Here is a 25,461-nt window from a genome sequence, read left to right on the forward strand (position 1 = left end):
ATGAGCACCAAATTCCTGAGCCTCACCCTGCTGGCCGCCAGCCTGACACTGGCCGGCTGCGCGAGCATGGCCCCCACCTACGAGCGCCCGGTTGCTCCCGTCGCGCAGCAATGGCCGGTGCCGCAAGTGACGACCGCTGACGCCAAGGTCGCTGACATCGGATGGCGCGAGTTTTTCACCGATCCCAAGCTGCAGACGCTCATCGAGCAGGCCCTGGCCAACAACCGCGACCTGCGCGTCGCGGTGCTGAACGTAGAACGCGCCCAGGCGCAGTACGGCGTGCAGCAGGCCGACCGGCTGCCCACCATAGCGGCCGGCGCCGGCCAGACCGCAACACGCGCGCCGGGCGGCACCATCACCCGCCAGTACACGGCCACGCTGGGCATCAGCGCCTACGAGCTGGACCTGTTCGGCCGCGTCAAGAGCCTCAACGACGCCGCGCTGCAGCAATACCTGGCCACCGACGACGCCCGCCGCAGCGCTCAGATCAGCCTGATTGCCCAGGTGGCCGGCGGCTACCTGACGCTGGCGGCCGACCAGGAGCGCCTGCGCCTGGCGGAACAGACCCTGCTGGCCCGGCAGGACGGCCTGCGCCTGACGCAGCGGCTGCAGGGCGCCGGCGTGGCCTCCACGCTGGACCTGCGCCAGGCCCAGATCGCTGCCGAACAGGCCAACAGCGACCTCGCCAGCCTCACGGCCCAGGTTGCCCAGGACCGCCACGCGCTGGAACTGCTGGTGGGCCAGCCGTTGACCGCCGCGCAATGGCCGGCCACCGGCACCGACGCCCCCGTCACCCAGCTGGCCGAGCTGTCCGCCGGCTTGCCCAGCGACGTGCTGCTCGCCCGCCCGGACGTGCAGCAGGCCGAGCGCACGCTGCAGGGCGCCAACGCCAACATCGGCGCAGCGCGCGCGGCCTTCTTCCCGCGCATCAGCCTGACCGCCAGCGCCGGCACGGCCAGCAACGAGCTGGACGGGCTGTTCCGCTCAGGCACCGGCATCTGGAGCTTCATGCCGCAGGTGTCGCTGCCGATCTTCGACGCCGGCCGCAACAGCGCGAACCTGAAGATCGCGAAGGTTGACCGCGACATCGCCGTGGCGCAGTACGAAAAGGCCATCCAGAGCGCCTTCCGCGACGTGGCGGATGCGCTCGCCGCACGCGCCACGCTGGGCCAGCAGGTGGCGTCGCAGCAGCGGCTGGTGGGGCAGACGCAGGATGCGCTGCGACTGGCCGAGGCGCGCTTCCGCCAGGGGCTGGACGACCGCCTCGCCACGCTGGACGCGCAGCGCACGCTGTACGCCGCCGAGCAAGGGCTCATCAATGCGCGGCTGGCGCAGCAGGTCAACCGTGTGACGCTGTACAAGACGCTGGGGGGTGGCTCGAACACCGGCGCAGCAGCGCCACAATCCGCGTCGTGACCACCTCCGCCCCCCCCTCCGACCGGGCCCTGGCCCGCCGCCAGCAGGTGCTGGACGCCGCAGCCGAGTGCTTTCGGCGCCGCGGCTTCCACGCCGCCAGCATGGCCGAGATCGCCAAGACGGCGGGCATGAGCCCGGGCCACATCTACAACCTGTTCGAGAACAAGGACGACATCATTGCGGCCATCGTCGAGCAGGACTGCGAGGACGTGCTGGCGCGCATCGCCGAGTTCCAGCAGGGCGGTGCCTTGCTGGAGCAGATGCTGGCGCACACGGAGGAGGCCATCGACGAGCACAGCGAGGTTTCGGAGGCGGCACTGCAGATGGAGGTGCTGGCCGAGGCCAGCCGCAATGCCAAGCTGGCCACCGTTGTGCAGCGCAGCGAGGCGCTGGTCCACGAGAAGGCTCAGGCACTGATACGGCAGAGTTTGGGCGACGAGGCCGCCAGTCGGCTGCCGCCGGACGAGATCCTCGGACGCGCGCTGCTGCTGGGCGCGCTGTTCAACGGCCTGACCGTGCTGGGCGTGCGCAATCCCGCCATGCCACAGCGGACGGCAGCCATGGCCCCGGTAATGCGACGCGTGCTGCAGGTGCTGCTGGCGCCGTAGGCGCATCAAAGGCTGTCGGAGAATGGCGGTCATGAGCACCCGCCCTCCGCAGCAATACGAAGATTTCATGCGCCATGTGTTCGAGCATGGCGTGCAAAAGAGCGACCGCACCGGCACCGGCACGCGCAGCGTATTTGGCCACCAGATGCGCTTCGACCTCGCTGCCGGCTTCCCGCTGGTGACGACCAAGAAGGTGCACCTGAAGTCCATCGTGCTGGAGCTGCTGTGGTTCCTGCGCGGCGACAGCAACGTCAAGTGGCTGCAGGACCGCGGCGTGACGATTTGGAACGAATGGGCGCGCGAGGACGGCGACCTCGGCCCGGTCTACGGCGTGCAGTGGCGCAACTGGCCCACGCCCGGCGGCGGCCATATCGACCAGATTGCCGACGTCGTCAAGACGCTCAAGACCAACCCCGACAGCCGCCGCATCATCGTTAGCGCCTGGAACGTGGCCGACCTGCCGCAGATGGCGCTGATGCCCTGCCACGCGTTTTTCCAGTTCTACGTCGCGGACGGCAAGCTGAGCTGCCAGCTCTACCAGCGCTCGGCAGACATCTTTCTCGGCGTTCCATTCAACATTGCGTCCTACGCACTGCTGACGATGATGCTGGCCCAGCAGTGCGACTTGCAGCTGGGCGACTTCATCTGGACCGGCGGCGACTGCCACATCTACGACAACCACCTCGAGCAGGTGCAGACTCAGCTGGCCCGCGAGCCGCGCGCCTACCCCACCATGACGATCAAGCGCCGCCCGGCGAGCATCTTCGACTACGAGTACGAAGACTTCGAGCTGAGTGGCTACGACCCGCATCCGGCGATCAAGGCGCCGGTGGCGGTATGAGCAAGATCACGCTCGTCGCGGCGGTCGCGCGCGACGGTGCCATCGGCCGTGACAACGCGCTGCTGTGGCACCTCCCCGAGGACATGGCGCGCTTCAAGGCCGTCACGGTGGGGAAGCCCGTCGTCATGGGCCGCAAGACCTGGGACTCGCTGCCGGTGAAGTTCCGCCCGCTGCCCGGCCGCCGCAACCTGGTCATCAGCCGCTCGGCGACAGAGCTGCCCGGCGCCGAGGTGTTCGCCAGCCTGCACGGCGCGCTGGCGGCCTGCACGGAGCCCGAGGTCTGCGTCATCGGCGGCAGCGAGATCTACGCGCTGGCCCTGCCGGTGGCAGACAAGCTCGCGCTGACGGAGGTGGATGCCGTCTTCCCGGACGCAGACCGGCACTTCCCGGATTGGCCGCGCGACGCGTTCATTGAATCCGCACGCGAGACACGCATCGCCGCCAGCGGCCTTCGATTCGACTTGGTCGACTACCTGCGCCGGGCTTGAGCGGCACGTAACGCGGGCTTGTCCGACAGAGTACCGCCCCACCGAGGCGTACGGTGCCGGCTCCATCACTCTCGTAGCCCCCATGGCCGCCACCCCTTTGCTGTTGCTCCCCGGCCTGCTCAACGACGCGCGCGTGTGGGACCCGCTGATCCACGCCGCAGCGCCGCACCGCCTGATCGTCGTAGGCCAGACGCACACGGCCGACAACGTCACCGACCTCGCCGCACAGGCTGCCGCCAGCATGCCCGACGGCCCGTTCGCGGTGGCCGGCTTCTCGCTGGGGGGCTATGTCGCGCTGGAGTTGTGCCGGCAGTTGGGTGAGCGCATCGCCGGCGTTGCGCTGATCGACACCAGCGCCCGCGCCGACACGGCTGAGGCGCGCCAGAACCGCGAACGCATGATCGCCGCGCTGCAGTCCGGCCAGTCGACGTTCGCGGCGACGCTGGCCAGCTTCCCGGCCAAGCTGTTTCACCCCGACCACGCGGACGATCGACGGCTGGTGCAGTTGCTGGAAGGCATGGCGCGCAGCACCGGCCAGCCCGGCTTCATCCGCCAGCAGACCGCCGCCATGACGCGGCAGGACCGCCGCGACGTGCTGCCCACACTGCGTTGCCCGGCGCTGGTGCTGTGCGGCATGGATGATCAGGTCACGCCGCCCGAACGCAGCCAGGAGATGGCCGACCTGCTGGGCGGCGACGTGGCGCTGGTGACCGTGCCAGCAGCCGGCCACATGGCTACGCTCGAACAACCCCAGGCGGTTGTGCCGCCGTTCCTGCGCTGGCTGCAACAGGTCGACGCCCGGTAGATCTGACCGGCGCGTGCACAGGCGTCGGCAAGCGCGGTGCTGAACGCCCCGTCGGGCGTCGCTTGTGCGGCTGTATCGCAGCTGCCTCGCCAGTCGTGTGAAGGCAACCGGGAACGCGCCTTGCCAACTCCCTGTGCGGCATCCGTCGCACCGTGGCGCCGGTTGTGGCGAACGGAAACCACTTGCGGAGAGTCATCATGATCAAGCTGAATCCGATCCCCACGTTGATTGCCCTGTCCCTCGCCGGCCTCGTCGCCGGCTGCGCCAGCCAGGCTCCGTCAGAGTCGGCCAACGAAAGCGCGAACAACGCCGCCACCGGCCAGTCGGACGTCGTGAGCCAGACTAACCCGCTGGACGCCGCACCGACACCGGCGCCCGTTGACGCGACGCCCACCACGCCGTCGAAACAATATGCCCAGGCGCAGCCGGCCCCCATGGCACCGACCGAGCCGGCACCGGCCGCCCCCACGGCGTGGCAATCGTCCACCCCGGCCAGCACCGACATGAACCGCACCACGGCGCCGGTGGACGCCGCCGAGGAACCGCTGCCCCCGCGCGCCGACCGGAACTGATCACGGCCAAGGTCGTCCGCCCCAAGGCGGCAAGGCGCAGGCCCGGTGCCGACGCACCGGGCCTTTTCGTTGGCGCGCTGATCCAGTCCAGCCGCTGCTGCGTACAAACAGGAACCCAGCTCAGCCCGACAACTCCCATGGCCAGCGACGACAGCTCCACCGCCCTCCGACTGGCCGAACGCGGCCTGCTGCCCGATGCCGCGCTGCGGCTGGGCATCCGCCACCTGCTGCGCCAGCGGCTGCAGGAGCTGCGCCACGGTGACGGCGAAACCGCGGCCGAGCTGACGCAGCGCTTCCTCGCATCCCTGCGCGCGGCGCCGCTGGCGCTGCTGCCCGAGAAGGCCAACGAGCAGCACTACGAGCTGCCGCCCGAGCTGTTCGGCGCCATGCTGGGGCCGCAGCGCAAGTACAGCAGCTGCTGGTGGCCCGAGGGCGTCAACACGTTGGAGCAGGCCGAGGAAGCCGCGTTGGCCGAGACCGCCGTGCGGGCGCAACTGGCGGACGGCCAGCAGATCCTGGAGCTGGGCTGCGGCTGGGGCTCGCTGAGCTTGTGGATGGCGGCGCACTTCCCGAACGCGCAAATCCTGGCCGTGTCCAACTCGGCCTCGCAGCGCGAGTACATTGAGACCCAGGCTGCGGCGCGCGGCCTCGCCAACCTGCAGGTGCAGACCTGCGACTTCAACGCCTTCGCCACCGAGCGGCGTTTCGACCGCGTCGTGTCGGTGGAGATGTTCGAGCACCTGCGCAACTGGCCGCAGGCCTTCGCGCGTGTGGCCGGCTGGCTGCGGCCCAACGGGCTGTTCTTCATGCACGTGTTCGCCCACCGCGAGGCGCCCTATGCGTTTGAGGTGCGCGACGCCAGCGACTGGATGAGCCGGTACTTCTTCTCCGGCGGCATGATGCCCAGCGACGACCTCGCGCTGATGTGCCAGGACGAGCTCGCGCTGCAGCAGCGCTGGCGCTGGGACGGCCGCCACTACGCGCGCACCGCCGCCGCCTGGCTGCAGCGCTTTGACGCGCGCCGCGCCGAGCTGATGCCGATGTTCGTGTCGGTCTACGGCAAGTCGCAGGCGTCGATGTGGTGGCAGCGCTGGCGGCTGTTCCTGCTGTCGGTGGAGGAGTTGTTCGCCTACGACGGCGGCCAGCAGTGGTGGGTCAGCCACTACCTGTTCGCACCGCGGCGTTGAGGCCGCGATGACCACGCTGCAAGCCGCCGCCTGGGGCCTCGCGCTCGCCGCGGCCATCGCGCTGCCCACCTGGGCCGCCAGCGTGCCGCTGCGCGATGCCAGCCTGGCCGATCGCGTCTGGGCGACCTTCATCGCCGCGCCGGCCGCGCTCTACGTGGCGCTGCTGGGCTCCGACCCGCGGCTGACCGTGATGCTGGCCCTGCTGCTTGCCTGGGCGCTGCGGCTGACGGTCTACGTCACTCGGCGCAACTGGGGCCATGGCGAAGACCGCCGCTACCAGGCCATCCGCGCGCGCAACCAGCCGAATTTCGGCTTGAAGAGCCTGTGGCTGGTGTTCGGGCTGCAGGCCGTGCTGGGATGGGTGGTCGGGTGGCCCGTGCTGGCCGCAGCCACAGGTGAGCCGTGGCGCGTTTGGGACGGCCTGGGCGCTGCGCTGGCGCTGGCTGGCCTGCTGACCGAAGCCGTGGCCGACGCGCAGCTCACCCGCTTCAAGCGCGACCCGGCCAACCAGGGACGTGTGATGGACCGCGGCCTGTGGCGCTACTCCCGCCACCCCAACTACTTCGGCGAAGCCTGCGTGTGGTGGGGCCTGGGGCTGATGGGCATGTCGGGCGGCGGCTGGAGCGCCGCCTGGTGCCTGGTGTCGCCGTTGCTGATGACCGTGCTGCTGCTGCGCGTGTCCGGCGTGGCACTGCTGGAGCAGGACATCGGTGAACGCCGCCCGGCCTACCGCGACTACATCGCCCGCACCAGCGCGTTCATCCCGTGGCCGCCGCGGCGGAGCGCCTTATGAAGCGCGTTGCCGCCCTCGTCCTTACCTTCACCTGCAACATGCTGGCCTGCGGGCTGGCGCAGGCCCAGACATGGAACTTCGAGGTGCGCCTGGACGGCAAGCGCGTCGGCTCGCACCGCTTCACCGTCACCGGGCCGCCGGCAGCCCGCGAGGTGCACAGCGTCGCACACATGGATGTGAAGCTGCTTGGCCTCACCGTGTTCCGCTACCGCCACGAGGCCCGTGAGCGCTGGCGCGGCGACTGCCTGGCCGATCTGCAGTCCAGCACCGACGACGACGGCGAGCCGCTCCAGGTGGCGCAGACACGCACCGCCGACGACGATTGCCTGATGACCTTTGCCTACTGGAACCCCGCGCTGCCCGCGCAGAACCGGCTGCTGAACCCGCAGACCGGCCGGGTGGAGCAGGCGCGCTTTGAGCGCCTGCCCGATGCGACGCTCACCGTGCGCGAGCGCGAGGTGCAGGCCAAGCGCTGGCACCTCACCGCCACGCCGCCCAGCGGCGTCACCCAGGACCTGGTCATGTGGCTGGATCGCGGCGACGCGAGCTGGCTGGGGCTGGACGCCCGCGTCAAGGGCGGGCGGCTGCTGACCTACCGATTGAAGTGACGCCCCTCGTCCAGCCCCGCCATGCTGAACGCGGGCGTGTCCAGCCGGCCCGCCGAGGGGGCGGCGATGCTCGCGGCTTTGAGCCGCAAGCACATCACCAACCCGGGACGGCTTGGGACCGGCCGGCGCTCGCCCCGCAAACTGCAAATCGCCCACCTGAAGGAACCCGATGACCTCCCTGCCCTCCCCCCGCTGGCAATGGCCGCTCGCCTACGCCGTGACGTTGCTGGTGTTTCTTGCGATGGACGCCGTCTGGCTGAGCACCGCCACCGCCGCGCTGTACCGGCCGGCCATCGGCCACCTGCTGGCGCCCACGGTGGACTGGGCAGCGGCAGTGCTTTTCTACGTCTTCTACTTCGCAGGCCTGGTGTACTTCGCCATCGCTCCTGCACTGGCCAGCGGCCGCGCCCGGCAGGCGCTGGTCCGCGGCGTGCTCTTGGGTCTGCTGTGCTACGGCACCTACGACTTCACCAACCAGGCCACCATGCAGGGCTGGCCCTGGCTGGTGACCGCCGTGGATCTGGTCTGGGGCGGCACGGTGACGGGCGTGTCGTGTTGGGTCGCTGCGGTGGTGACGCTGAGGTTCCTGCGCCGGTCCGCCGGTGGCTTGCGCTGAGGCGCTGACACGCTCACCTGTGGATCGCGTGCACGCTCGCCCACGATGATTCATGGGTCAGAATCGCAGCGGGCATGCCGCCCCTTGATTCGCAAGATCCATGTCAGATGCGCCGCTGCTTGAGAACTTTTCCGGTCCGACCCTCGCCCCCCGCCTGAGCTGGCGCTGCGAGCCTGCGCACTGGCAACTGGACGCTGAGGCGTCCTGCCTGCGGATACGGACCGACGCCGGCACGGACTTCTGGCAGCGCACCCACTACGGCTTCGAGGCCGACAACGGGCACTTCCTGAAGATGCGCGCGACCTCCGATTTCGTGCTCACCACGCAGGTCTCGTTCCACGCGGTTCACCAGTACGACCAAGCGGGCCTGATGGTTCGTCTATCGCCGGCCTGCTGGCTGAAGACGTCGGTGGAATTCGAGCCTGACGGCCTGAACCGCCTTGGCGCCGTCGTGACCAACAGCCAGTACTCGGATTGGTCGACGCAACCCTTGGCCAAGGACCAGAACACCGTGTGGTTGCGCATCCGTGCGGAAGGCTGCGACTTCATCGTCGACAGTTCGCTGGACGGACGGCACTGGGAGCAGATCCGCATGGCCAGGCTGCTGGAGCGGGAGGCAGCCACAGGCATCGACTGCGGCTTGTACGCCTGCAGCCCCAAGAAGGCCGGCTACGAGGCGGCGTTCTCGTTCCTGAAATTCGAACCCGGGCGGTTGGCACCACCGGCCGGTTGAGGCCAGGGGCTACATGCCCACCATGCCGCCCAGCCAGCGCGCCACCAACCCGTCAAAGGCCAGCTTGCCGTCCACCGCCGCCACGCAGATGCACTCGCTGCCGTCCTGCACCACCGGCTGGTGATGCACGTCGCCATCGGTGAGGTCGAAGTCGCCAGGGCCGAACAGCGCGCGACCGTCGTGGAAGCGGCCGTAGAGGATCTGCGTCAGCTCGGTGCCGGTGTGCGTGTGCGACGGCAGGTATTTGCCAGCGCCGATGCGCAGCAGGAAGACGTTGGCCTCGGGCGCGTCCGGCAGCGTCACGCGGCTCCAGCGCATGCCGGGCCCCAGCCAACGCCAGCGCGTGGCACTGGCGTCGCGCAGCGCGCGCGGCCAGACGGCACCGGCTGGCAGCGGCGGTGGAGGGTTGGCCTTGCGCAGCGCGACCGTCGCGGGCGCCTGCAATTCGTCGATGCGCGCCAGCGCGCGAGCCAGTGCGTCATCGCTCAGCGGTGCGGCGGCCTCATCCTGCAGCAGCGCGCCACCCAAGGCGCGCAGTGCCGTAACGCGCGCCTGGCAGTCCGGGCACAGTTCGAGATGAGTCGCCAGCACCACCCGAGTTCCGCCCGGCAGCGCACCGCTGGCGTAGCCCAGGAGCAACTCGTCGGGGGGATGATGGCGGATTTCCAGCGGCTCCATGGTCGGCACTTCAGTCAGGGTTCACAGGTCCAGCAGCCGGCGCAGGTGCTGGACAGCCAGGCGCATGCGCGACTTCACGGTGCCCAGCGGGATCCCCAGCTCGGCCGCGATGCGTGCATGCGGTTCGTCGTCGTAATAGGACAGGCGCAGCACCTGCGCCTGCTCGGGCGGCAGCTGCCGCAGCGCCTCGCGTACCCGCTTCGTCATGCGGCTGGCGTCTAGCAGTTCGTCGCTGCCGGGCTGCTCGGCGGCCAGCAGGTCGAACTCGAAACACTCGTCGCCCGCGCCGTCCAGCTGGCGGCGCCGGGCGGCGTCCACGCGCAGGTTGCGTGCGATGGTGAAGATCCAGGTGGAGACCGCTGCCTGCGCCGGGTTGAACAGCGCGGCCTTGCGCCACACGGTCACCAGCGCTTCCTGCGCCAGCTCCTCGGCCTGCTCGTCGGTGCTGCCAGTGCGCAGCAGCCAACTCTTCAACCGGGGCGCGAAATGGAGGAACACACGGCCAAACGCGGCACGGTCCTGCCGCTCGGCGATGCACGCCAGCTCGGCGGCCCAATCAGGGTCGAGCGGCGCAGCGGCGCGTTCGGGGTTCAGCGGGACGACGGTCAAATGCGGGGTTCTCGGCGACGACAACGGCGGGGCACCGCCCGGACGGGAGGCCGGATGGTTGCGTACGGTGTCGGGTCGGGGGAAGCCCATGCCACCTTCTACGCAACCAGCGGCAAACTGGATCATCGCCTGAAGGGATCCAACCGAAGCCCGGCTGCGTACAACCTCCAAAGCACACAGGAATGATCATGCCCCAGCCCGCCGCCCGAAACCGCCTGTCGCCCCTGGAGGGTGAGCCGCGCGGGCTGCGCATCGCCGTCGTGGGCAGCGGCATCGCCGGGCTGTCCTGCGCGTGGCTGCTGTCGCAGCGGCACGAGGTGCACGTGTTCGAGGCCGACGCCCGCGTTGGCGGCCACAGTCACACGGTGGATGCCCCCTGCGGCGGCACCAGCGTGCCGGTGGACACCGGCTTCATCGTCTACAACGAACCGGCCTACCCCAACCTGACGGCGCTGTTCCGGCACCTGGATGTGCCCACCCTGGCTTCCGACATGTCGTTCGCCGTCAGCCTGGACCACGGCGCGCTGGAGTACGCCGGCACTGACCTGAATGGCCTGTTCGCGCAGCGCAGCAACCTGCTGCGCCCGCGTTTCTGGGCCATGCTGCGCGAGCTGCTGCGCTTTTACCGGGAGGCGCCCGGCGACGCCGCCACCTGCGGCGACCAGTCGCTGGACGCCTACCTGGACGCCCGCGGCTACGGCCGCGCCTTCCGCGACGACCACCTCTACCCGATGGGCGCGGCGATCTGGTCGTGCTCGGCCAAGCGCATCGGCGACTATCCTGTCGGCGCCTTCGTGCACTTCTGCGAAAACCACGGGCTGCTGCAGGTCAACGACCGGCCGGTCTGGCGCACCGTGGACGGCGGCAGCCGCGAGTATGTGCGGCGGCTGACGGCAGGCTTCGCCGACCGCCTGCACCGGGGCCAGGCCGTGACGGCCGTGCACCGCGAGGCGTTCAGCGTGCGGCTGCAGCGCGGCGACGCCGGCTGGACAGAGCCGTTCGACCATGTCGTGATGGCCTCGCACGCGGACCAATCACTGCAGCTGCTGAACGCGCCGAGCGACGCCGAGCGCCGGCTGCTGGGCGCCTTCGGCTACACGCGCAACCACGCGGTGCTGCACAGCGACCCGGCACTGATGCCGCGCCGCCGTGCAGTGTGGTGCAGCTGGAACTACCTGGCCGAGCGCCAGGGCGACGCGCTGCCCACGGTCACCTATTGGATGAACCGCCTCCAACCGCACCTGCCGCAGGGTCCGGACGCGCCGCCGTTGTTCGTCACGCTGAACCCGGCGGTTGCGCCGCGGCCCGAGCACCTGATCCGCACCGAGGTGTACGAGCACCCGCGCTTCGACGCTGCGGCCATCGCGGCGCAGCGCGAGCTGTGGTCTCTGCAGGGCGACCAGCGCACCTGGTTCTGCGGCGCCTACTTCGGCTCAGGCTTCCACGAAGACGGCCTGCAGGCCGGCCTCGCGGTGGCCGAGGCGCTGGGCGGCGTGCGCCGGCCGTGGTCGGTGGCAGGCGAGTCATCCCGCATTCATCTGCCCCGGTCCGCCGACGTGGTGGCGGCATGAATTCAGCGCTCTACGCGGGCCCCGTGATGCACCAGCGGCTGAAGCCGCTGCGCCACCGGCTGCGCTACCGCGTGTTCTCACTGCTGCTGGATCTGGACGAGCTCGAATCGCTGCGACTGCGCTGGTTCTCGATCGGCCGCTTCAACCTGTTCAGCTTCCACCCCGCCGACCACGGCGACGGCAGCGCGGCGACGACGGCCGGGTTGCGCGCGCACATCGACACCCAGCTGCGCGCCGCAGGCCTGCCCACCGGCGGCGCGGTGCGCCTGCTGGCGATGCCGCGCGTGCTGGGCTATGCCTTCAACCCGCTGAGCCTGTGGTTCTGCCACGCACCGGGCGGCCGGCTGCAAGCCATGATCTACGAGGTCAACAACACCTTCGGCCAGCGCCACAGCTACCTGATCGAGGTGGACGAGACCACCACCGGCGCGGACAGCGTCATTGCTCAACGCTGCGACAAGCAGCTCTACGTCTCGCCCTTCCTGGGCATGGCGATGCACTACCGTTTCCGCATCACGCCGCCGAGCGAGCGGCTGGGCGTGGGCATCAGCGTGCACGACGACACCGACGCCGCGGTGCTGAACGCGCGCCTCGACGCCGAACGCCGCCCGCTGACCGACGCGCAGCTGCTGCGCGCCTTCGTCACGCACCCGCTGCTGACGCTGAAGGTCATCGCCGGCATCCACTGGGAGGCGCTGCGCCTGTGGATCAAGGGCGCGCGCCTGCACGACCGACCGGCCGCACCGGCAAACCCCATGACCGTCATCCGACGCGGCGACCCCACATGAACTCCACCACCGTCCCTGACCGACTGCCCGCCGCCACGCTCTCCGGCGCCCCGCTCGCGGCCCGCCATGCGCCTCTGCGCGCCCTGCTAAAGCGCATCCGCGTGGGCGGACTCGCGCTGACTTTGCCCGACGGCCGCCGCGTGCAGGCCACAGGCCCCCTGCCCGGCCCCCAAGCGCAACTGAACCTGCACCGTTGGCGCGGGCTGCTGAGGCTGCTGCTCGAGGGCGACCTGGGCCTGGCCTTCGCCCACCGCGACGGCGACTGGAGCAGCCCTGACCTGACCGCGCTGCTGTCGCTGGGACTGGCCAACGAATCGGCGCTGGGCGGCGTCACCGACGCGCGCGGCCCGGCGCGCTGGCTGGCGCAGCTGTTCCACCGCAAGCGCGCCAACACCAAGCGCGGCAGCCGGCACAACATTGCCTTCCACTACGACCTGGGCAACGCGTTCTACGCGCGCTGGCTGGATCACACGATGCTGTACTCCAGCGCGTTGTTCGAGAACGAGGGCGACACGCTGGAGGCCGCGCAGGCGCAGCGGCTCGACCGCATCGTGCACTTGCTGGACCTGCGGCCCGGCATGCGCGTGCTGGAGATCGGCTGCGGCTGGGGCACCCTGGCGGCGGCGCTGGCGCAGCGCTGCGGCGTGCAGGTGGTGGGCGTGACCCTATCCACCGAACAACTGGCCTTCGCCCGGGAGCGCGCCGCGCAGTGGGGCGTGGACGACCGCGTCGACCTGCGGCTGCAGGACTACCGCGACGTGGACGGTCAGTTCGACCGCATCGTGTCCATCGAGATGATCGAGGCGGTCGGCGAGGCCTACTGGCCGACGTACTTCAACACCTTGCGCGCGCGGCTGGCCCCGGGCGGCGTGGCGGTGCTGCAGGCCATCACCATCGACGAGGCGCACTTCCAGCATTACCGCGACACGCCGGACTTCATCCAGCGCTGCATCTTCCCGGGCGGCATGCTGCCGACGCCGGAGCGCATGGCGCGCGAGGCGCAGCAGGCGGGCCTGTCGCTGACGACCGCGGCACGCTTCGGCCGCGGCTATGCACTGACACTGGCCGAATGGCGCCGCCGCTTCCTGGCGGAATGGCCGGCCATCGAGGCCCAGGGCTTCGACCTGGCGTTCAAGCGGCTTTGGACCTACTACCTCAGCTATTGCGAGGCCGGCTTTCTGGACGGCCGCATCGACGTGGGCCTGTACCGCCTGGGGCGCTGATCCGTCGGGCAGTCGGTCAGCGACCGATGTTCAGCGGCGCCATGGACGCGTAGGCGCGCGACTGATGGGCCAGGCGGCGCTCCAAGTCAGCATGGTCCACCGCGTGGGACAAGAATTGCTCGTCGCTGTCTTGTTGGGTCTGGACGGCCAGCGCACCGCGGAGCGACTGCAGGAAGTTCTGGATCAGGGTCATGATGGAGTTCGGGTGGCGGAGCGTTGTGCGCTCCTTGTTATCGGGTAAACCCTATTTTAGGGTTTACACCGATGAAGGCGCAACACCTGTCGCCGCGATCAGACCGTCTCGACGTGCAATCCTGCCTGCGTCCACGCATCGATGCCGCCGCGCAGCACGCGCACGCGGCGCCCCTGCTGGCGCAGCCAAAGCGCGGCGCGCGCGGCGGACGCGTCGTTGGGGCAGGCGCAATAGGTGATCAGCTCTGCGCCCGGCGGCCAGTCGGCCAGCGCCTCCTGGCGCAGCGCGCCCAGGTCCAGATGGCGCGCACCGGGAATGCGGCTGCCCAGCGACACGCCCGGCGTGTGTGCCCGCACGTCGACGAACAGCACCTCGCCCTGCCCGTCCAGCAGCGCCAGGGCCTCGGCCGGCCCCAGGCGGTCAAAGCGCTTCAGCTCGCGGCTGACCTGCGCGCGTCGCCATAGCCGCCACGCCAGATACGCCAGCAGCAATGCACCGGCAAGCACCAGGGCCGCACCGCCGAGCTGCGACAGCGCCTGCAGCACGGCGTCGATCTGCGTGTGGAAGAGGCGGCCCACGGCGATCGCCGAGCCCGTCCACAGCGCCGAGCCCACCAGGTTCCAGGCCATGAAGTGCCCGGTGCGCATGCCCAGCGTGCCGGCCAGCGGCGGCGCGAGGATGGACAGGCCGGGCACGAACTTGGCGATCACCAGCGTCAGCACGCCCCGCCGCGCGAAGCTGGCCTCGTTCTGGCGCACGCAGCTGTCCGGCGAGATGGAGATGCGGCACAGCGTGGCCAGCACACGCCGCCCCAGCCGCCGGCCGGCCCAGAACCACAGCCCGTTGGCCACCTGCGCCGACAGCGTCGCGACGACGAAGGCCTGCCACGCGAAGCCGGATCTGCCGCCCGCCTCCACCCCAGCCAGCAGCAGCACCGGCGTAGACGGCAGCGGCGCGCCGATCTGCCCCAGCAGCACGGCCAGCGCCACGGTGAGAAGGCCGTGGCGGGCGAAGAGTTCGGTCAGCAGGTCCATGGCCGGCCAGCATAGCCAAGCCGGCGCGGCCCGCGCACGAGCAGTGGCTCAGATGGCCAGTGCTGCATCGACGCCGGCCGCCGCGCGCGGCCACAGCGCCAGCCCGCCAGACAGGCTCCAGGCCTGGACGTACCCCAGCCGGCGCAGCGCCCGCGCCGCCTGTGCGCTGCGATTGCCGCTGCGGCAGAAGAACACCAGCGGCGTCCCGGCCGGCAAAGCCAGCCAACGGGCCAGCGCCTCCGGCAGGCCGGACAGCGGCACGGCCTCCAGGGTCGCGCCCGGGCCGAGCTCCGGCGTTTGACCCAGGCGCTGCTCGTAGGGCTCGCGCACATCCACCAGCACCAACCCGGCGGGCTCGCGCAGCAGGTTCTGCAAGGCTTCGGGCGCCAGTTCGCCGCCGGCCAGCGCACAGCCGGCATCCACGCGCGCACCGCAGGCCACGGTCTGATAGGCAGTCAGCGCCAGGTCTTGCTCCAGGGCAGTCTTGGCCTGCGCGAAGCCGCCGTCGTCCAGCCGCCCGCCGAAAAGCTCGCCCAGCAGCGGTTGCGCAGCGCATTCGACGGCCAGCGTGGTGGCAAAACGGTCGTCGTAGTCATGCCCCGGCAACAACAGCCCTCGCGGGCCGACGACGTCTGCCAGCCGGCGCAGCGACGCCGCGTACTGCTGCGGCGCGCTCTGCGGGAAGTCGCTGCGGCCCAGCGCGCCAGGCATCACCGTGTCGCCGATCAGGGTCAGCCGCAGCCCCGCAGCGTCGTGCAGCAGGTAGGCCGTCGAGTCTGCCGTGTGGCCGGGCAGCGCCAGGCGGGTCAGCCGCAGCGCTCCCAGCTCGATAGCTTCTGCATCTGCGGGCCAACCCAGGCTGTCAACGCTGCCACACTCCTGCCCCGTCGCCGCCCACAGCTCGACCGCCGACGACGCGTGGTCACCGTGGCTGTGCGTGTCCAGCACGGCCGCGAGGTCGTAATCCTGGCAGGCCAGCCACTGCGCCAGGCGCGCGGTCAGCTCGGGCAAGGGGTCGATCACCACGGCACGGCGGCTGGCCGCGTCCGCCAGCAGGTAGCAGCAGGCGCCTTCGCTGTCGAAGCGGGTCAGGCCGTGGGCCGGCAGCGCCTGCGCGGGGGCGCCGGGGCGCATGCAGCTGTCGCGCAACGAATCTCCGCAGACGCGGATGCGCGCGCAGGCCTCGTCGATGAAGTCCTCGTCCACGACCGGCCCGAACGACAGCCGCACGGCCTCGGCCGCCTGCCAGGCGGGCAGACCCATGGCTTGCAGCACATCGCTGGGCTGCGACTTCGCCGCGCTGCAGGCCGAACCGCCGCTGACGCGCAGTTCGGCCGCGTCGAACAGGTCCAGCAGCAGCCGCGCGCTGACGCCGGGCACCGCGAAGTTCAGCGTCGTCGGCAGGCACAGCTCGGCCGGCGCATTGAAGACCACGCCGGGGAACGCCTGCCGCAGCGCATCGGCCAGCCGGTCGCGCCAGGCGGCCAGCGTCCCGTGGCCGCGAAAGACCTGGCCCTCCTCCAGCGCCGCCAGCACCGCGCCGAGAGCGGCGATTCCGGACATGTTCTCGGTGCCCGAACGCAGCGCACCCTCCTGGCCGCCGCCGGCCAGCAGCGGCGTGAACGGTGCGACCTCCCGCACGTACAGCAGGCCGATACCCTTGGGCGCATACAGTTTGTGGCCAGAGAACGGCGCGTAGTCGATACGGCGCTCGGCAAGCCGCAGCGGCAGCTTGCCAAGCGCCTGCACGCCGTCGACCATCCACAGCGCCGGGCTGCCCGCCAGCGCGTCCGCAATGCCGTCCAGGTCACTGATGACGCCGGTCTCGTTGTTGGCCGCCATCGTGCAGACCAGGCCGGCGCGCGGCGCATGGGAGCGCAGCCACGCCAGGTCATGCCGGCCGTCGCGCCCCACCGGAATCGCCAGTAGCGGCAGGTCCAGCCCCAGCAGCGCGTTCCAGTGCCGGATGGCCTCCGGCACGGCCTTGTGCTCGGTCGCGCCGTACAGCAGCAGCTCCGGTTTCACGGCCGCCCGCCGGCAGGCGCTCAGCGCCGACAGCACCGCCGTCTGTATGCCCTCGGTCGCGCCGCTGAGGAACAGCAGCCGACCGGTGTCCGCGCCCAGCACGCGGCGCGCGCGGGCGCGCACGCCGTCCATCAGCGCGCGTGCCTTCAAACCGGCGCTGTGGATGCTGCTGGGGTTGCCGAAGTCATCCGCCATCGCGGCCAACGCCGCCTCGCGGGCCTGCGGGAGCACGGGGGTCGTGGCATTCGCGTCGAGATAGAGCTCCATGGCCGCGAATTCTGCGCGGCAGCATGCAGAAACGGTTTGCATCAGCCGTGCGCGATCAGGCCCGGCGCGAAAACAGATTCCTCATAAAATAGACCATATGAAACTGGATACCGTCGATGTCAGGATCCTGGAAATTCTGCAAAAAGATGCCGAGCAGCAAGTGGCCCAGGTCGCTGAACAGGTCGGCCTATCGACGACGCAATGCTGGCGGCGCATTCAACGGCTGAAGGCGTCCGGCGTCATCGCCCGCCAGGTGGCGCTGGTGGATGCGCGCAAGGTGAACGTCGGCGTGACGGTGTTCGTGTCGGTGCGCACCAGCATCCACACGCAGGACTGGTTCGAGACCTTCAAGGCCACGGTGCAGGCCATTCCCGAGGTGGTCGAGTTCTATCGAATGAGCGGCGATGTGGATTACCTGCTGCGCGTCGTCGTGCCGGACATCGCCGCCTACGACAAGGTCTACAAGCGGCTCATCGCCGGTACGCAGCTGCACGATGTCAGCTCCAGTTTCGCAATGGAGGAGCTCAAGCTGACCACGGCGCTGCCGCTCAGCTACGTGCAATAAGCGCCCCGCAAAGCACAACGGCCCGGCAACTTTCGCTGCCGGGCCGTTGGGTTACTTCTCGAATTTCTTGGGGTGGCTGACGGGACTCGAACCCGCGACAACAGGAATCACAATCCTGGACTCTACCAACTGAGCTACAGCCACCGCAGAGCCAAAGAGTATAGCCTAAAAATCAGGGGGCGCTGGCTGCCGAGGCGGGAGACGCCACTTTGATGGCGGCCTTGTAGTGGGTCTTCAAAGCGGACATGTAGGCCTGCGTCTCCGCACGGGCCCACGCGGCGGCGTACTGGCGAGCGGCGGCCTTGTCGTCGATGACCGCCGGATCGCGCGGCTGCAGCTGGTTGATGCGCACGACCACGTAGCTGCCGTCATCCGCTGTAACACCCACGATCGCGGGCAGCTTGCTGGCGTCGGCACCCAGCACGGCTTCCAGTTGTGCGCGGCTCAGGTTGAACGGCTTGGCGCGCGAGACGGTGACGGCCGCGTCCAGGCCGGAGGTGTCGGCGGGGTTGGCCTTCAGTGTGGCCGCGCGGGCCTCGCCGGCCTTCTTGGCGGTGGCGGTGGCGAGCTTTTGCACCAGTTGGCCGCGCACCTGGTCCTTCACGTCGGCCAGCGGCGGCACGCGCGCCGGGTCGTGCTTGACGACGCGGGCTGACACGAGCTGGCTCGGGCCGGTCTCCACGGCTTCGGTGTTGCGCTTGTTGCGAAGCGTGTCGGCACCGAACACAGCGTCCAGCAGCTTGGGCGAGGCCAGCGGGCCGGTCGCGCCGGGCAGCGGCTGGCGCTGCACGGTGGCGGTCTGGAGCTGCAGCTTCAGCTTTTCAGCGGCGGGTTGCAGCGTGTCGGACTGCTCGTAGACCAAGTTGCCGAACTGCTCGGCCGCCTCGGAATACTTGCGTTGCGCGAGCTGCTTGCGCACCTCGGACTCGACCTCGGCGCGCACGGCCTCCAGCGGCTTCTTCTCACCGCCGCGGGTGGCTGTCAACTGGATGATGTGATAGCCGAAGTCGGTCTCGACCAGGTTGCTGATCTCACCCGGCTTCATCGCGTAGACGGCGGCGTCGAACTCTTTGACCATGGCACCGCGGCCGAAGAAGTCCAGGTCACCGCCGTTGGCGGCCGAGCCCTCGTCCTGCGAATTCTTCTTGGCCACGTCGGCGAACGAGGCAGGGTTCTTGCGAACCTCGGCCAGCAGCGCCTCGGCCTTCACCTTGGCTTTGGCGCGCTCCTCGGCGGGCGCGCTGCGCTCTGCCTTGATGAGGATGTGGCTGGCGCGGCGCTCATCGGGCACGCTGTAGCGCGCTGCGTTCTCTTCGTAGTACTTGCGCAGGCCGTCCTCGGTGAAGCTGACGTCCTTCTTCAGCGCCTCCAGGTCCAACACGACGTACTGGATCTGCGCCGATTCGGGCAGCTGGAACTTGGCCGCGTTGGCCGGCTCCTTGTAGAAGGCCTCGATGTCGGCGTCGCTGGGATTGATGTCCGCGGCATAGCGCTTCACGTCGAAACGTTGCAGTTGCACTTCGCGCTGCTGCAGCAGCGAATCGAAGGCCAGCTTGGGCGCGGCGTCGCCCGTGGTGACCGACGACTCCACCGGCGCGGTGACCTGGCGGACCGCGTAGTCCTGGCGCAGACGCTGCAGGAAGATCGACGGCGTCATGCCCTGCGCGGCCAGCAAGGCCCGGTTGACCGTGCCGTCCGCATTGCGCAGCGGTGCGAACTCGGGGTCGGCCCAAAAGCGCGCGTTGACGACTTCAGGCGTAGGCGTGAAGTGCTCGCGCTCGGCCGCGGCCTGCAGCGTGCGCTCGGTGACGAGGTTCTCCAGCGCCTGGTGCTTGACCTCGGGCGTGTCCAGCAACTTGGCGTCGACACCGGGGCTCTGCCGGCGGATGCGGTCGGCGAAGTCACGCTGAGCGGCGTCCCATTCCCCCTGGGTGATCTTGCGGCCGTTGACCGTGGCGACGCCCGTGTTGGCGCCTCCCATCATGCTCGTGTACCCCTCCATGCCGATGAGGGCGAAAGACGGAAGGATCAGCACCAGCAGGATGAACTGGAACAGGCGGGTGTGCCGACGAACGAATTCGAACATCTCGGAAGGCCTTGAGAACTGACGCGGCGCAGCGGGCTGCACCCAACGCGACGAAGGCGAACCAGGGTTCGCCTTCGGACAAAAGCAAGCATTCTATGGGGTGCCGGCGCCAGCGCCCGCAGGCCCCGCCCCCTGGACTTCCCCTGCCCGCCCAGTCGTGATGTAGTCAACTACATTACGCACCCATGCCCACGGATCTCTGGACCCAGTTCGACGCCGCGCCGCTGACGCTGACGCTGCGCGTGGCCGGCGTGGCGACGCTGATCGCGCTGGTACTGGGCGTGGCGCTGGGCTGGGCGTTCGCCCGCACGCGCCTGCCCGGGCGCGGCGTGCTGGAGGCCGTATGCATGCTGCCGCTGGTGCTGCCGCCCACGGTGCTGGGCTACGGCTTGCTGGTGCTGATGGGCCGGCGCAGCGCACTGGGCGGCTGGCTGCGCGAACACTTCGACTACACGATCATCTTCAACTGGCATGGCGCGGTCATCGCGTCTGCGCTGGTCGCGCTGCCGCTGGTGCTGAAGGGCGCCAGCAGCGCCTTTGCGCAGGTGGACCGCAACCTGGAAGCCGCCGCGCGCACGCTGCGCCAGTCCCGCTGGAGCACCTTCGTGCGCGTGACGCTGCCGCTGGCCTGGCCCGGCATCCTTGCCGGCACGCTGCTGGCGTTCGCCCGCGCGATGGGCGAGTTCGGCGCGTCGCTGATGGTGGCCGGCTCCATCCCGGGGCAGACACAGACCGCCTCCATGGCCATCTACGACGCCGTGCAGGCCGGCCGTGACGACCTGGCGCTGCTGCTGGCGCTGGTGGTGTCCGCGGTGTCGGTCGCCATCCTCGTGTTGTCCAACCGCTTTCTCCAACGCTCGCCCGCATGAAAACGCTTCTTGCCCTCCTGCTCGCCCTGCCCGGCTTCGCATCAGCCCAGCAACTGACCGTCTCCGCCGCCGCGAGCCTGACCGACGCCTTCAAGGAGATCGGCCCGAAGTTCGAGGCCAGCAAGCCGGGCGCCACCGTCCGCTTCAACTTCGCCGCCTCGGGCGTGCTGCTGCAGCAGATCGCCCAGGGCGCGCCGGTGGATGTCCTCGCCAGCGCCGACCAGGGGACGATGAACCGTGGCGCCGAACAAAAGCTCATCGCCGCCGACACGCGACGCGACTTCGCCGCCAACGAGCTGGTGCTGGTGACGCCGCCGGACGGCACGGTCATGGCCCTGCGCGACCTCTCCCAGCCGGCCGTCAGGCGCATCGCCGTCGGCAAGGTCGCCTCGGTGCCGGTGGGCCGCTACACGCAGCAGGCGCTGGAAGGTGCACAGCTGTGGGCGGCGCTGGTGCCGAAGCTCGTGTTTGCCGACAACGTGCGACAGGTGCTGGACTACGTGTCGCGTGGCGAGGTGGAGGCCGGCTTCGTCTACCGCACCGATGCCGGGCTGGCCAAAGGCAAAGTGCGCATCGCGATGACCGTGGGCGGCCATGCGCCGGTGACCTACCCGGTCGCCGTGATAGCCGACAGCAAGCAGGCCGCGCTGGCGCGCGATTTCGTCAGTTTCCTGAACGCCGCCGAGAGCCAGTCAATCCTGGCACGCTACGGCTTCGCCAAGCCTTGATCGACGTCGCGGTGCAGCTCTCGGTCAGCGACGCTGGAACTCGACACCAGCGCCGCTTCGACCTGGACATCGCGTTCGCCACGGATGCGCCCTTCGTCGCGCTGTACGGGCCATCCGGCGCCGGCAAGTCGCTGACGCTGCAGGCCATGGCCGGGCTGCTACCGGTGCAATCCGGCCAAGTGAAGTTGAACGGCCGCGCGCTGCTGGACACGGCCGCGGGCATCAACCTGCCGCCGGAGGCGCGTGGCGTGGGCTATCTGTTCCAGCACTACGCGCTGTTCCCGCACCTCAGCGTGCGCGACAACATTGCCTTTGGGCTGACGAGCTGGCGGCGCCGGCTCAAGCCCGACGACGCGGCGCGGGTGGACGCGCTGATCGAGTCCTTCGGCCTGACGGCCATGGCTGCCAGCCGGCCATCGACGCTGTCCGGCGGCCAGCAGCAGCGCGTGGCGCTGGCCCGCGCGCTGGCCTGCGAGCCCCAGGTGCTGCTGCTGGACGAGCCCTTTGCCGCGCTGCACACGACGCTGCGCCGCCAGCTGCGAGGCGAACTGCGCGAGGTGCAGCGGCGCCTTGGCATCCCGGCCGTGCTGGTCAGCCACGACCCCGAGGACGTGATGGCGCTGGCCGATGAGGTCTTCCTGCTGGACAGCGGCGGCGTGCAGCGGCGGCTTCGGGCCGACGACCCGGGGCTGCGCGCCGCGTTGGAGAGCCCGTCTTGAACGACCATCCACTGTTGCAAGGCGAGCTTCGCCTGGCCGGCCGGCTGGACGGGCGCTTCTTCGACCTGCTGGCGGCGCTGGCGCTGACCGGCTCGCTGCAGAAAGCGGCACGCGCCGCCGGCTACAGCTACAAGGGCGCGTGGCTGGTGCTGGACGCCGCCACCGCGCTGACCCACGCGCCTCTGGTCGCCAAGGCCAGCGGCGGCGCCGGCGGCGGCGGCACGCGCCTCACGCCCGAGGGCGAGGCCCTGCTGACCGCTTGGCGCACGCTGCAGGCGCGACATGCCGCCTTCCTGCACGAACATGCCGCCTGGCTGGCCACGCAACCGGCGCTGGACGCGCTGCTGAAAAGGATGAGCATGAAGACCACCGCCCGCAACCAGTTCTTCGGCCGCGTCTCGGCGGTCAACGCCGGCCCGGCCACCACCAGCGTGCGCATCGCGCTGGACGGTGGCCAGGAGGTCACGGCATCGCTGACGACCGAGGCTGCGAAAGAGCTGAAGGTGAAGAAGGGCCAGGAGGCACTCGCCCTGGTCAAGAGCAGCGAGGTGGTGCTGGTGACGGATTTCGGAGGCTACCAGCTGTCGGCGCGCAACCAGTTGGCCGGCACTGTGTCGCGCGTGCAGCGCGGCGCGGTGTCGTCGCTGATCGGCGTGACGCTGCCGGGTGGCACTGTGGTGACGGCCAGCGTCACCAACGATGCGGTGGACGGGCTGGAGCTGGCGGTGGGCCAGCCAGCCACGGCGGTGTTCAAGGCTTACGCCGTCATGCTGGCCATCCGCGCCTAGAGGCCGAGATCGCTCAGGCCCGGATGCTCATCCGGCCGCCTTCCCAGCGGCCAGAAGAACAGCCGCGCCGACTCGGCGATGGGCAGGTCGTTGATGCTCGCAAAGCGCCTCCGCATCAGTCCCTCGTCCGTGAACTCCCAGTTCTCGTTGCCGTAGCTGCGAAACCAGTGGCCCGAGTCGTCGCGCCACTCGTAGGCAAAGCGCACGGCGATGCGGTTGCCGCTGAAGGCCCACAGCTCCTTGATAAGCCGGTAGTCCAGTTCGCGCGCCCATTTGCGCGTCAACAGCGCATGCACCTGCTCGCGGCCGACGGGGAACTCCGCGCGGTTGCGCCAGACCGTGTCGTCCGTGTAGACGCCGACGACGCGGTCGGGGTCGCGGCTGTTCCACGCGTCTTCGGCGAGGCGCACCTTCTGCGCCGCCGACTCGGCGTTGAACGGGGGCAGCGGCGGCTTCATCGTTTCAGTACGTCTTGTAGGGCAGGAACTTGCCACTCATGACGATGCTGACGCGGTCCCCCGCTGCATTGGGCTCACGCTGCAAGTCCATCTTGAAGTCGATGGCGCTCATGATGCCGTCGCCGAACTCTTCGTGGATCAGCTCCTTGAACGTCGTCCCGTAGACGCTGATCAGCTCGTAGAAGCGGTAGATCAGCGGGTCGGTCGGCACACTCGTCGGCAGGCTGCCCTTGTAGGGTACGACCTTGAGCCACTGCGTCTCGTCCTCGGTCAGGTCAAAGTGCTTGGCCAGCTTGGCGGACTGCTCGTCGTTGAATGTCATCTGGCCCAGGCAGCCAGCGGTGACCCATTCCTTGCTGAGGCCGATGTCGGCAGCGACATCGGCCCACTTGATGCCTTTGGCGACTTTGGTGGCAATGATCTTTTCGGTGACTTCGAGGCGGCTCATGCGTGGCTCCTGATGGGGGTGGGATGGGTTTCGAGAGAAACAACTTCGGCGATGGGTGCAAGGCCCGGGCGCACCTCGGGCGGTAGCTCCGGTGCGCGGCCGTGGGACAGCGTGGCGCTGCGCTCGACGAGGAAATCGACGAGGTGGTTGCGGATGCGGTAGTACTGCGGGTCGTGGTGCAGCGAGGCACGCTGCCGATCGCGGCTCATCGTGTTGACGACAATCTCCGCCACACGCGCCTGCGGGCCGTTGGCCATCAGCAGGATGCGGTCAGCGAGCAGGATGGCCTCGTCCACATCGTGGGTGATCATGAAGACCGTCTGCTTCGTCGCGGCGCAGATCTTCAGCAATTCGTCCTGGATAGTGCCGCGCGTCAGCGCGTCCAGCGCGCCGAAGGGCTCGTCCAGCAGCAGCATGCGCGGTTCGATAGCGAAGGCCCGCGCAATGCCCACGCGCTGCTTCATGCCGCCGGAGAGCTGGCTGGGTTTCTTGTCTAGCGCGGGCGACAGGCCGACGAGGGCGACGTACTTCTGGACCTGCGCGTCAATCTGCTCGCGCTTCCATTCCGGCCACTTGCTGCGCACGGCAAACGCAATGTTCTGACGCACCGTCAGCCACGGCATCAGCGCATGGCCCTGGAACACGACGCCGCGTTCCAGCCCCGGCCCGGCCACCTCGCGCTGCGCCATGAAGACATGGCCGCTGCTCGCCTGCTCCAGCCCGGCCAGCACGTTGAGGATGGTCGTTTTGCCGCAGCCGCTGTGGCCGATGATGCAGACAAACTCGCCTTCAGTCAGCGTGAAGTTGACGCCGTCGAAGACGATCGCATCGCCATAGCGCTTGGCCAGACCCTGGATTTGGACGAGTTCAGTCGGCATAGGTCACCGCCTTCTGGGCGCGAGCAAACAAAAGATCAAGCGCCATGCCCACGAGGCCGATGACGAGGATGGCGAAGATGACGTTGGGCAGGCTGAGGTTGTTCCACTCGTTCCACACGAAGTAGCCGATGCCTGTGCCGCCCACCAGCATCTCGGCCGCCACGATGACCAGCCAGGCAATGCCCATGCTGATGCGCATGCCCGTCAGGATGGTGGGCGCCGCGGCGGGCAGGATCACCTCGAACGCGCGGCGCAGCGGGCTCACCTCCAGTGTGCGCGCCACGTTCAGCCACTCGCGCCGCACGCCAGCCACGCCGAAGGCGGTGTTGATCAGCATCGGCCACAGGCTGCAGATGAAGATGACGAAGATGCCGCTCGCCGCCGAGTCCTTGATCGTGTATAGCGCCAGCGGCATCCAGGCCAGCGGCGAAATGGGCTTCAAGACCTGGATGAAAGGGTCCAGCGCCTTGTAGACCAGCGGGCTCATGCCGATGACAAAGCCCAGCGGAATGGCGACGAGTGCCGCCAGCAGATAACCCAGCGCCACGCGACCCAGCGAATAGGCGAGCTGCAGGCCGATGCCCTTGTCGTTGGGACCGCGGTCGAAGAACGGGTCGGACAGGTGCTGGACCACGACGCTGCCCATCTGGCCGAGCGTCGGAAAGCCGCTCTTGGCGGGCGCCGGTGCGGCCGCATCGACGGGCTTGCCCATCAGCTTGGCGTACTCGATCTGCTCAGGCGTCATTGCCGCCACCGGCCTGGCCGCCGGCGCTGTGCCGAGCGTGGCCAGGTGCCACAGGCCCAGCAGGCAGCCCAGCAGCAGCAGCGACAGCAGCGCCGCGCGAAAGTTCAGTGACTTTTGCATCG

29 protein-coding genes and 1 tRNA gene are annotated in these 25,461 nt (G+C 69.4%); 19 read left to right on the plus strand and 11 right to left on the minus strand.

The genetic code is table 11. The annotated features are described in order from the left end of the window. From ACG02S_RS06560 to ACG02S_RS06610, 11 genes are all read left to right on the plus strand, one after another. Positions 1-1,416 (plus strand): efflux transporter outer membrane subunit, encoded by a 1,416-nt coding sequence (locus ACG02S_RS06560; protein WP_394469638.1) that lies wholly within the window; start codon positions 1-3, stop codon positions 1,414-1,416. Then, positions 1,413-2,024, plus strand: a complete 612-nt coding sequence (locus ACG02S_RS06565) for a TetR/AcrR family transcriptional regulator (protein WP_394469639.1) — start codon at positions 1,413-1,415, stop codon at positions 2,022-2,024. The genes ACG02S_RS06560 and ACG02S_RS06565 overlap by 4 nt, the downstream gene beginning before the upstream one ends. A 31-nt stretch (positions 2,025-2,055) precedes the next feature. Then, a complete protein-coding gene (locus ACG02S_RS06570; RefSeq protein ID WP_394469640.1) occupies positions 2,056-2,865 on the plus strand; it encodes a thymidylate synthase in 810 nt (269 codons plus the stop codon). After that, entirely contained in the window at positions 2,862-3,353 is a 492-nt protein-coding gene (locus tag ACG02S_RS06575; protein WP_394469641.1) for a dihydrofolate reductase, read from the plus strand. Before ACG02S_RS06570 ends, ACG02S_RS06575 begins: the two co-directional genes overlap by 4 nt. Positions 3,354-3,435: 82 nt before the next feature. Beyond that, on the plus strand, positions 3,436-4,158 hold the full coding sequence (locus ACG02S_RS06580; protein ID WP_394469642.1) for an alpha/beta fold hydrolase: 723 nt from the start codon (positions 3,436-3,438) through the stop codon (positions 4,156-4,158). Positions 4,159-4,355: 197 nt separating this feature from the next. Beyond that, positions 4,356-4,730 (plus strand): hypothetical protein, encoded by a 375-nt coding sequence (locus ACG02S_RS06585; RefSeq protein ID WP_394469643.1) that lies wholly within the window; start codon positions 4,356-4,358, stop codon positions 4,728-4,730. Positions 4,731-4,867: 137 nt separating this feature from the next. Beyond that, entirely contained in the window at positions 4,868-5,917 is a 1,050-nt protein-coding gene (locus ACG02S_RS06590; RefSeq protein WP_394469644.1) for an SAM-dependent methyltransferase, read from the plus strand. 7 nt (positions 5,918-5,924) lie between these two features. Then, positions 5,925-6,710, plus strand: a complete 786-nt coding sequence (locus ACG02S_RS06595) for a DUF1295 domain-containing protein (RefSeq protein ID WP_394469645.1) — start codon at positions 5,925-5,927, stop codon at positions 6,708-6,710. Beyond that, complete coding sequence (locus ACG02S_RS06600; protein ID WP_394469646.1) at positions 6,707-7,318, plus strand: DUF6134 family protein; 612 nt, start codon at positions 6,707-6,709, stop codon at positions 7,316-7,318. Before ACG02S_RS06595 ends, ACG02S_RS06600 begins: the two co-directional genes overlap by 4 nt. A gap of 169 nt (positions 7,319-7,487) precedes the next feature. Next, positions 7,488-7,934: a DUF2177 family protein gene (locus ACG02S_RS06605; RefSeq protein ID WP_394469647.1), complete on the plus strand. Its 447-nt coding sequence runs from the start codon at positions 7,488-7,490 to the stop codon at positions 7,932-7,934. A gap of 100 nt (positions 7,935-8,034) precedes the next feature. Further along, positions 8,035-8,667, plus strand: a complete 633-nt coding sequence (locus tag ACG02S_RS06610) for a DUF1349 domain-containing protein (protein ID WP_394469648.1) — start codon at positions 8,035-8,037, stop codon at positions 8,665-8,667. A 9-nt stretch (positions 8,668-8,676) separates the two neighbouring features. Here the strand turns inward: ACG02S_RS06610 and ACG02S_RS06615 are convergent, their stop codons facing one another. Beyond that, positions 8,677-9,345, minus strand: coding sequence for a ChrR family anti-sigma-E factor (locus tag ACG02S_RS06615; RefSeq protein ID WP_394469649.1), 669 nt, complete (start codon positions 9,343-9,345; stop codon positions 8,677-8,679). A 21-nt stretch (positions 9,346-9,366) separates the two neighbouring features. Then, on the minus strand, positions 9,367-9,954 hold the full coding sequence (locus ACG02S_RS06620) for a sigma-70 family RNA polymerase sigma factor (protein ID WP_394469650.1): 588 nt from the start codon (positions 9,952-9,954) through the stop codon (positions 9,367-9,369). Between the two features lie 188 nt (positions 9,955-10,142). Between ACG02S_RS06620 and ACG02S_RS06625 the strand changes: the two genes are divergently transcribed. From ACG02S_RS06625 to ACG02S_RS06635, 3 genes are read left to right on the plus strand one after another with little or no spacing between them, the layout of a single operon-like run. Next, entirely contained in the window at positions 10,143-11,525 is a 1,383-nt protein-coding gene (locus ACG02S_RS06625; RefSeq protein WP_394469651.1) for an NAD(P)/FAD-dependent oxidoreductase, read from the plus strand. After that, positions 11,522-12,313, plus strand: coding sequence for a DUF1365 domain-containing protein (locus ACG02S_RS06630; RefSeq protein WP_394469652.1), 792 nt, complete (start codon positions 11,522-11,524; stop codon positions 12,311-12,313). The genes ACG02S_RS06625 and ACG02S_RS06630 overlap by 4 nt, the downstream gene beginning before the upstream one ends. After that, entirely contained in the window at positions 12,310-13,536 is a 1,227-nt protein-coding gene (locus ACG02S_RS06635; RefSeq protein ID WP_394469653.1) for a class I SAM-dependent methyltransferase, read from the plus strand. Before ACG02S_RS06630 ends, ACG02S_RS06635 begins: the two co-directional genes overlap by 4 nt. Before the next feature lie 16 nt (positions 13,537-13,552). On the opposite strand, the gene ACG02S_RS06640 is transcribed toward ACG02S_RS06635, so the two are convergent. The 3 genes from ACG02S_RS06640 to ACG02S_RS06650 form a co-directional block, all read right to left on the minus strand. Continuing rightward, positions 13,553-13,729, minus strand: a complete 177-nt coding sequence (locus ACG02S_RS06640; protein ID WP_394469654.1) for a hypothetical protein — start codon at positions 13,727-13,729, stop codon at positions 13,553-13,555. A 98-nt stretch (positions 13,730-13,827) separates the two neighbouring features. Next, on the minus strand, positions 13,828-14,763 hold the full coding sequence (locus ACG02S_RS06645; protein WP_394469655.1) for a VTT domain-containing protein: 936 nt from the start codon (positions 14,761-14,763) through the stop codon (positions 13,828-13,830). Positions 14,764-14,811: 48 nt separating this feature from the next. After that, a complete protein-coding gene (locus tag ACG02S_RS06650) occupies positions 14,812-17,055 on the minus strand; it encodes an aminotransferase class V-fold PLP-dependent enzyme (protein ID WP_394469656.1) in 2,244 nt (747 codons plus the stop codon). Between the two features lie 97 nt (positions 17,056-17,152). Between ACG02S_RS06650 and ACG02S_RS06655 the strand changes: the two genes are divergently transcribed. Continuing rightward, the gene (locus ACG02S_RS06655; protein ID WP_394469657.1) at positions 17,153-17,620 is read left to right on the plus strand and encodes an Lrp/AsnC family transcriptional regulator; all 468 of its coding nucleotides are present in this window, start codon (positions 17,153-17,155) and stop codon (positions 17,618-17,620) included. Between the two features lie 68 nt (positions 17,621-17,688). On the opposite strand, the gene ACG02S_RS06660 is transcribed toward ACG02S_RS06655, so the two are convergent. Both ACG02S_RS06660 and ACG02S_RS06665 read right to left on the minus strand, forming a co-directional pair. Then, positions 17,689-17,764, minus strand: a tRNA-His gene (locus tag ACG02S_RS06660). Between the two features lie 28 nt (positions 17,765-17,792). Beyond that, the gene (locus ACG02S_RS06665) at positions 17,793-19,706 is read right to left on the minus strand and encodes a peptidylprolyl isomerase (protein ID WP_394469658.1); all 1,914 of its coding nucleotides are present in this window, start codon (positions 19,704-19,706) and stop codon (positions 17,793-17,795) included. A gap of 185 nt (positions 19,707-19,891) precedes the next feature. Here ACG02S_RS06665 and modB point away from each other — a divergent pair, with 185 nt between their 5' ends. The 4 genes from modB to ACG02S_RS06685 are packed head-to-tail and all read left to right on the plus strand — an operon-like array spanning position 19,892 to position 22,810. Next, the gene (modB, locus tag ACG02S_RS06670; protein WP_394469659.1) at positions 19,892-20,575 is read left to right on the plus strand and encodes a molybdate ABC transporter permease subunit; all 684 of its coding nucleotides are present in this window, start codon (positions 19,892-19,894) and stop codon (positions 20,573-20,575) included. Continuing rightward, complete coding sequence (modA, locus tag ACG02S_RS06675) at positions 20,572-21,303, plus strand: molybdate ABC transporter substrate-binding protein (protein WP_394469660.1); 732 nt, start codon at positions 20,572-20,574, stop codon at positions 21,301-21,303. The genes modB and modA overlap by 4 nt, the downstream gene beginning before the upstream one ends. Further along, complete coding sequence (locus ACG02S_RS06680) at positions 21,300-22,022, plus strand: ABC transporter ATP-binding protein (protein ID WP_394469661.1); 723 nt, start codon at positions 21,300-21,302, stop codon at positions 22,020-22,022. Before modA ends, ACG02S_RS06680 begins: the two co-directional genes overlap by 4 nt. Then, positions 22,019-22,810: a TOBE domain-containing protein gene (locus ACG02S_RS06685; RefSeq protein WP_394469662.1), complete on the plus strand. Its 792-nt coding sequence runs from the start codon at positions 22,019-22,021 to the stop codon at positions 22,808-22,810. The genes ACG02S_RS06680 and ACG02S_RS06685 overlap by 4 nt, the downstream gene beginning before the upstream one ends. On the opposite strand, the gene ACG02S_RS06690 is transcribed toward ACG02S_RS06685, so the two are convergent. The 4 genes from ACG02S_RS06690 to ntrB are packed head-to-tail and all read right to left on the minus strand — an operon-like array spanning position 22,807 to position 25,459. Continuing rightward, a complete protein-coding gene (locus ACG02S_RS06690) occupies positions 22,807-23,268 on the minus strand; it encodes a nuclear transport factor 2 family protein (protein WP_394469663.1) in 462 nt (153 codons plus the stop codon). The two genes, ACG02S_RS06685 and ACG02S_RS06690, sit on opposite strands and share 4 nt — an antisense overlap. A 4-nt stretch (positions 23,269-23,272) precedes the next feature. Continuing rightward, positions 23,273-23,716 carry a cyanase gene (gene cynS / locus ACG02S_RS06695; RefSeq protein WP_394469664.1) on the minus strand — a complete coding sequence of 148 codons (444 nt, stop codon included), beginning with the start codon at positions 23,714-23,716 and terminating at the stop codon, positions 23,273-23,275. After that, positions 23,713-24,594 (minus strand): ABC transporter ATP-binding protein, encoded by an 882-nt coding sequence (locus tag ACG02S_RS06700; protein WP_394469665.1) that lies wholly within the window; start codon positions 24,592-24,594, stop codon positions 23,713-23,715. Before ACG02S_RS06700 ends, cynS begins: the two co-directional genes overlap by 4 nt. Beyond that, a complete protein-coding gene (gene ntrB / locus ACG02S_RS06705; RefSeq protein ID WP_394469666.1) occupies positions 24,584-25,459 on the minus strand; it encodes a nitrate ABC transporter permease in 876 nt (291 codons plus the stop codon). Before ntrB ends, ACG02S_RS06700 begins: the two co-directional genes overlap by 11 nt. Positions 25,460-25,461: the final 2 nt, after the last annotated feature.

It is taken from the genome of Pelomonas dachongensis (genome assembly GCF_043555865.1).
In the GTDB taxonomy this organism is placed as follows: Bacteria; Pseudomonadota; Gammaproteobacteria; order Burkholderiales; family Burkholderiaceae_C; genus Pelomonas; species Pelomonas dachongensis.

Excerpts from the sequence above, each read along its gene's own strand:
- ACG02S_RS06560 (WP_394469638.1), top strand. The coding sequence starts at position 1 with ATGAGCACCAAATTCCTGAGCCTCACCCTGCTGGCCGCCAGCCTGACA.
- ACG02S_RS06570 (WP_394469640.1), top strand. The coding sequence starts at position 2,056 with ATGAGCACCCGCCCTCCGCAGCAATACGAAGATTTCATGCGCCATGTG.
- ACG02S_RS06575 (WP_394469641.1), top strand. The coding sequence starts at position 2,862 with ATGAGCAAGATCACGCTCGTCGCGGCGGTCGCGCGCGACGGTGCCATC.
- ACG02S_RS06580 (WP_394469642.1), top strand. The coding sequence starts at position 3,436 with ATGGCCGCCACCCCTTTGCTGTTGCTCCCCGGCCTGCTCAACGACGCG.
- ACG02S_RS06585 (WP_394469643.1), top strand. The coding sequence starts at position 4,356 with ATGATCAAGCTGAATCCGATCCCCACGTTGATTGCCCTGTCCCTCGCC.
- ACG02S_RS06590 (WP_394469644.1), top strand. The coding sequence starts at position 4,868 with ATGGCCAGCGACGACAGCTCCACCGCCCTCCGACTGGCCGAACGCGGC.
- ACG02S_RS06595 (WP_394469645.1), top strand. The coding sequence starts at position 5,925 with ATGACCACGCTGCAAGCCGCCGCCTGGGGCCTCGCGCTCGCCGCGGCC.
- ACG02S_RS06600 (WP_394469646.1), top strand. The coding sequence starts at position 6,707 with ATGAAGCGCGTTGCCGCCCTCGTCCTTACCTTCACCTGCAACATGCTG.
- ACG02S_RS06605 (WP_394469647.1), top strand. The coding sequence starts at position 7,488 with ATGACCTCCCTGCCCTCCCCCCGCTGGCAATGGCCGCTCGCCTACGCC.
- ACG02S_RS06610 (WP_394469648.1), top strand. The coding sequence starts at position 8,035 with ATGTCAGATGCGCCGCTGCTTGAGAACTTTTCCGGTCCGACCCTCGCC.
- ACG02S_RS06615 (WP_394469649.1), bottom strand. The coding sequence starts at position 9,345 with ATGGAGCCGCTGGAAATCCGCCATCATCCCCCCGACGAGTTGCTCCTG.
- ACG02S_RS06625 (WP_394469651.1), top strand. The coding sequence starts at position 10,143 with ATGCCCCAGCCCGCCGCCCGAAACCGCCTGTCGCCCCTGGAGGGTGAG.
- ACG02S_RS06630 (WP_394469652.1), top strand. The coding sequence starts at position 11,522 with ATGAATTCAGCGCTCTACGCGGGCCCCGTGATGCACCAGCGGCTGAAG.
- ACG02S_RS06635 (WP_394469653.1), top strand. The coding sequence starts at position 12,310 with ATGAACTCCACCACCGTCCCTGACCGACTGCCCGCCGCCACGCTCTCC.
- ACG02S_RS06640 (WP_394469654.1), bottom strand. The coding sequence starts at position 13,729 with ATGACCCTGATCCAGAACTTCCTGCAGTCGCTCCGCGGTGCGCTGGCC.
- ACG02S_RS06645 (WP_394469655.1), bottom strand. The coding sequence starts at position 14,763 with ATGGACCTGCTGACCGAACTCTTCGCCCGCCACGGCCTTCTCACCGTG.
- ACG02S_RS06650 (WP_394469656.1), bottom strand. The coding sequence starts at position 17,055 with ATGGAGCTCTATCTCGACGCGAATGCCACGACCCCCGTGCTCCCGCAG.
- ACG02S_RS06655 (WP_394469657.1), top strand. The coding sequence starts at position 17,153 with ATGAAACTGGATACCGTCGATGTCAGGATCCTGGAAATTCTGCAAAAA.
- ACG02S_RS06665 (WP_394469658.1), bottom strand. The coding sequence starts at position 19,706 with ATGTTCGAATTCGTTCGTCGGCACACCCGCCTGTTCCAGTTCATCCTG.
- modB (WP_394469659.1), top strand. The coding sequence starts at position 19,892 with ATGCCCACGGATCTCTGGACCCAGTTCGACGCCGCGCCGCTGACGCTG.
- modA (WP_394469660.1), top strand. The coding sequence starts at position 20,572 with ATGAAAACGCTTCTTGCCCTCCTGCTCGCCCTGCCCGGCTTCGCATCA.
- ACG02S_RS06690 (WP_394469663.1), bottom strand. The coding sequence starts at position 23,268 with ATGAAGCCGCCGCTGCCCCCGTTCAACGCCGAGTCGGCGGCGCAGAAG.
- cynS (WP_394469664.1), bottom strand. The coding sequence starts at position 23,716 with ATGAGCCGCCTCGAAGTCACCGAAAAGATCATTGCCACCAAAGTCGCC.
- ACG02S_RS06700 (WP_394469665.1), bottom strand. The coding sequence starts at position 24,594 with ATGCCGACTGAACTCGTCCAAATCCAGGGTCTGGCCAAGCGCTATGGC.
- ntrB (WP_394469666.1), bottom strand. The coding sequence starts at position 25,459 with ATGCAAAAGTCACTGAACTTTCGCGCGGCGCTGCTGTCGCTGCTGCTG.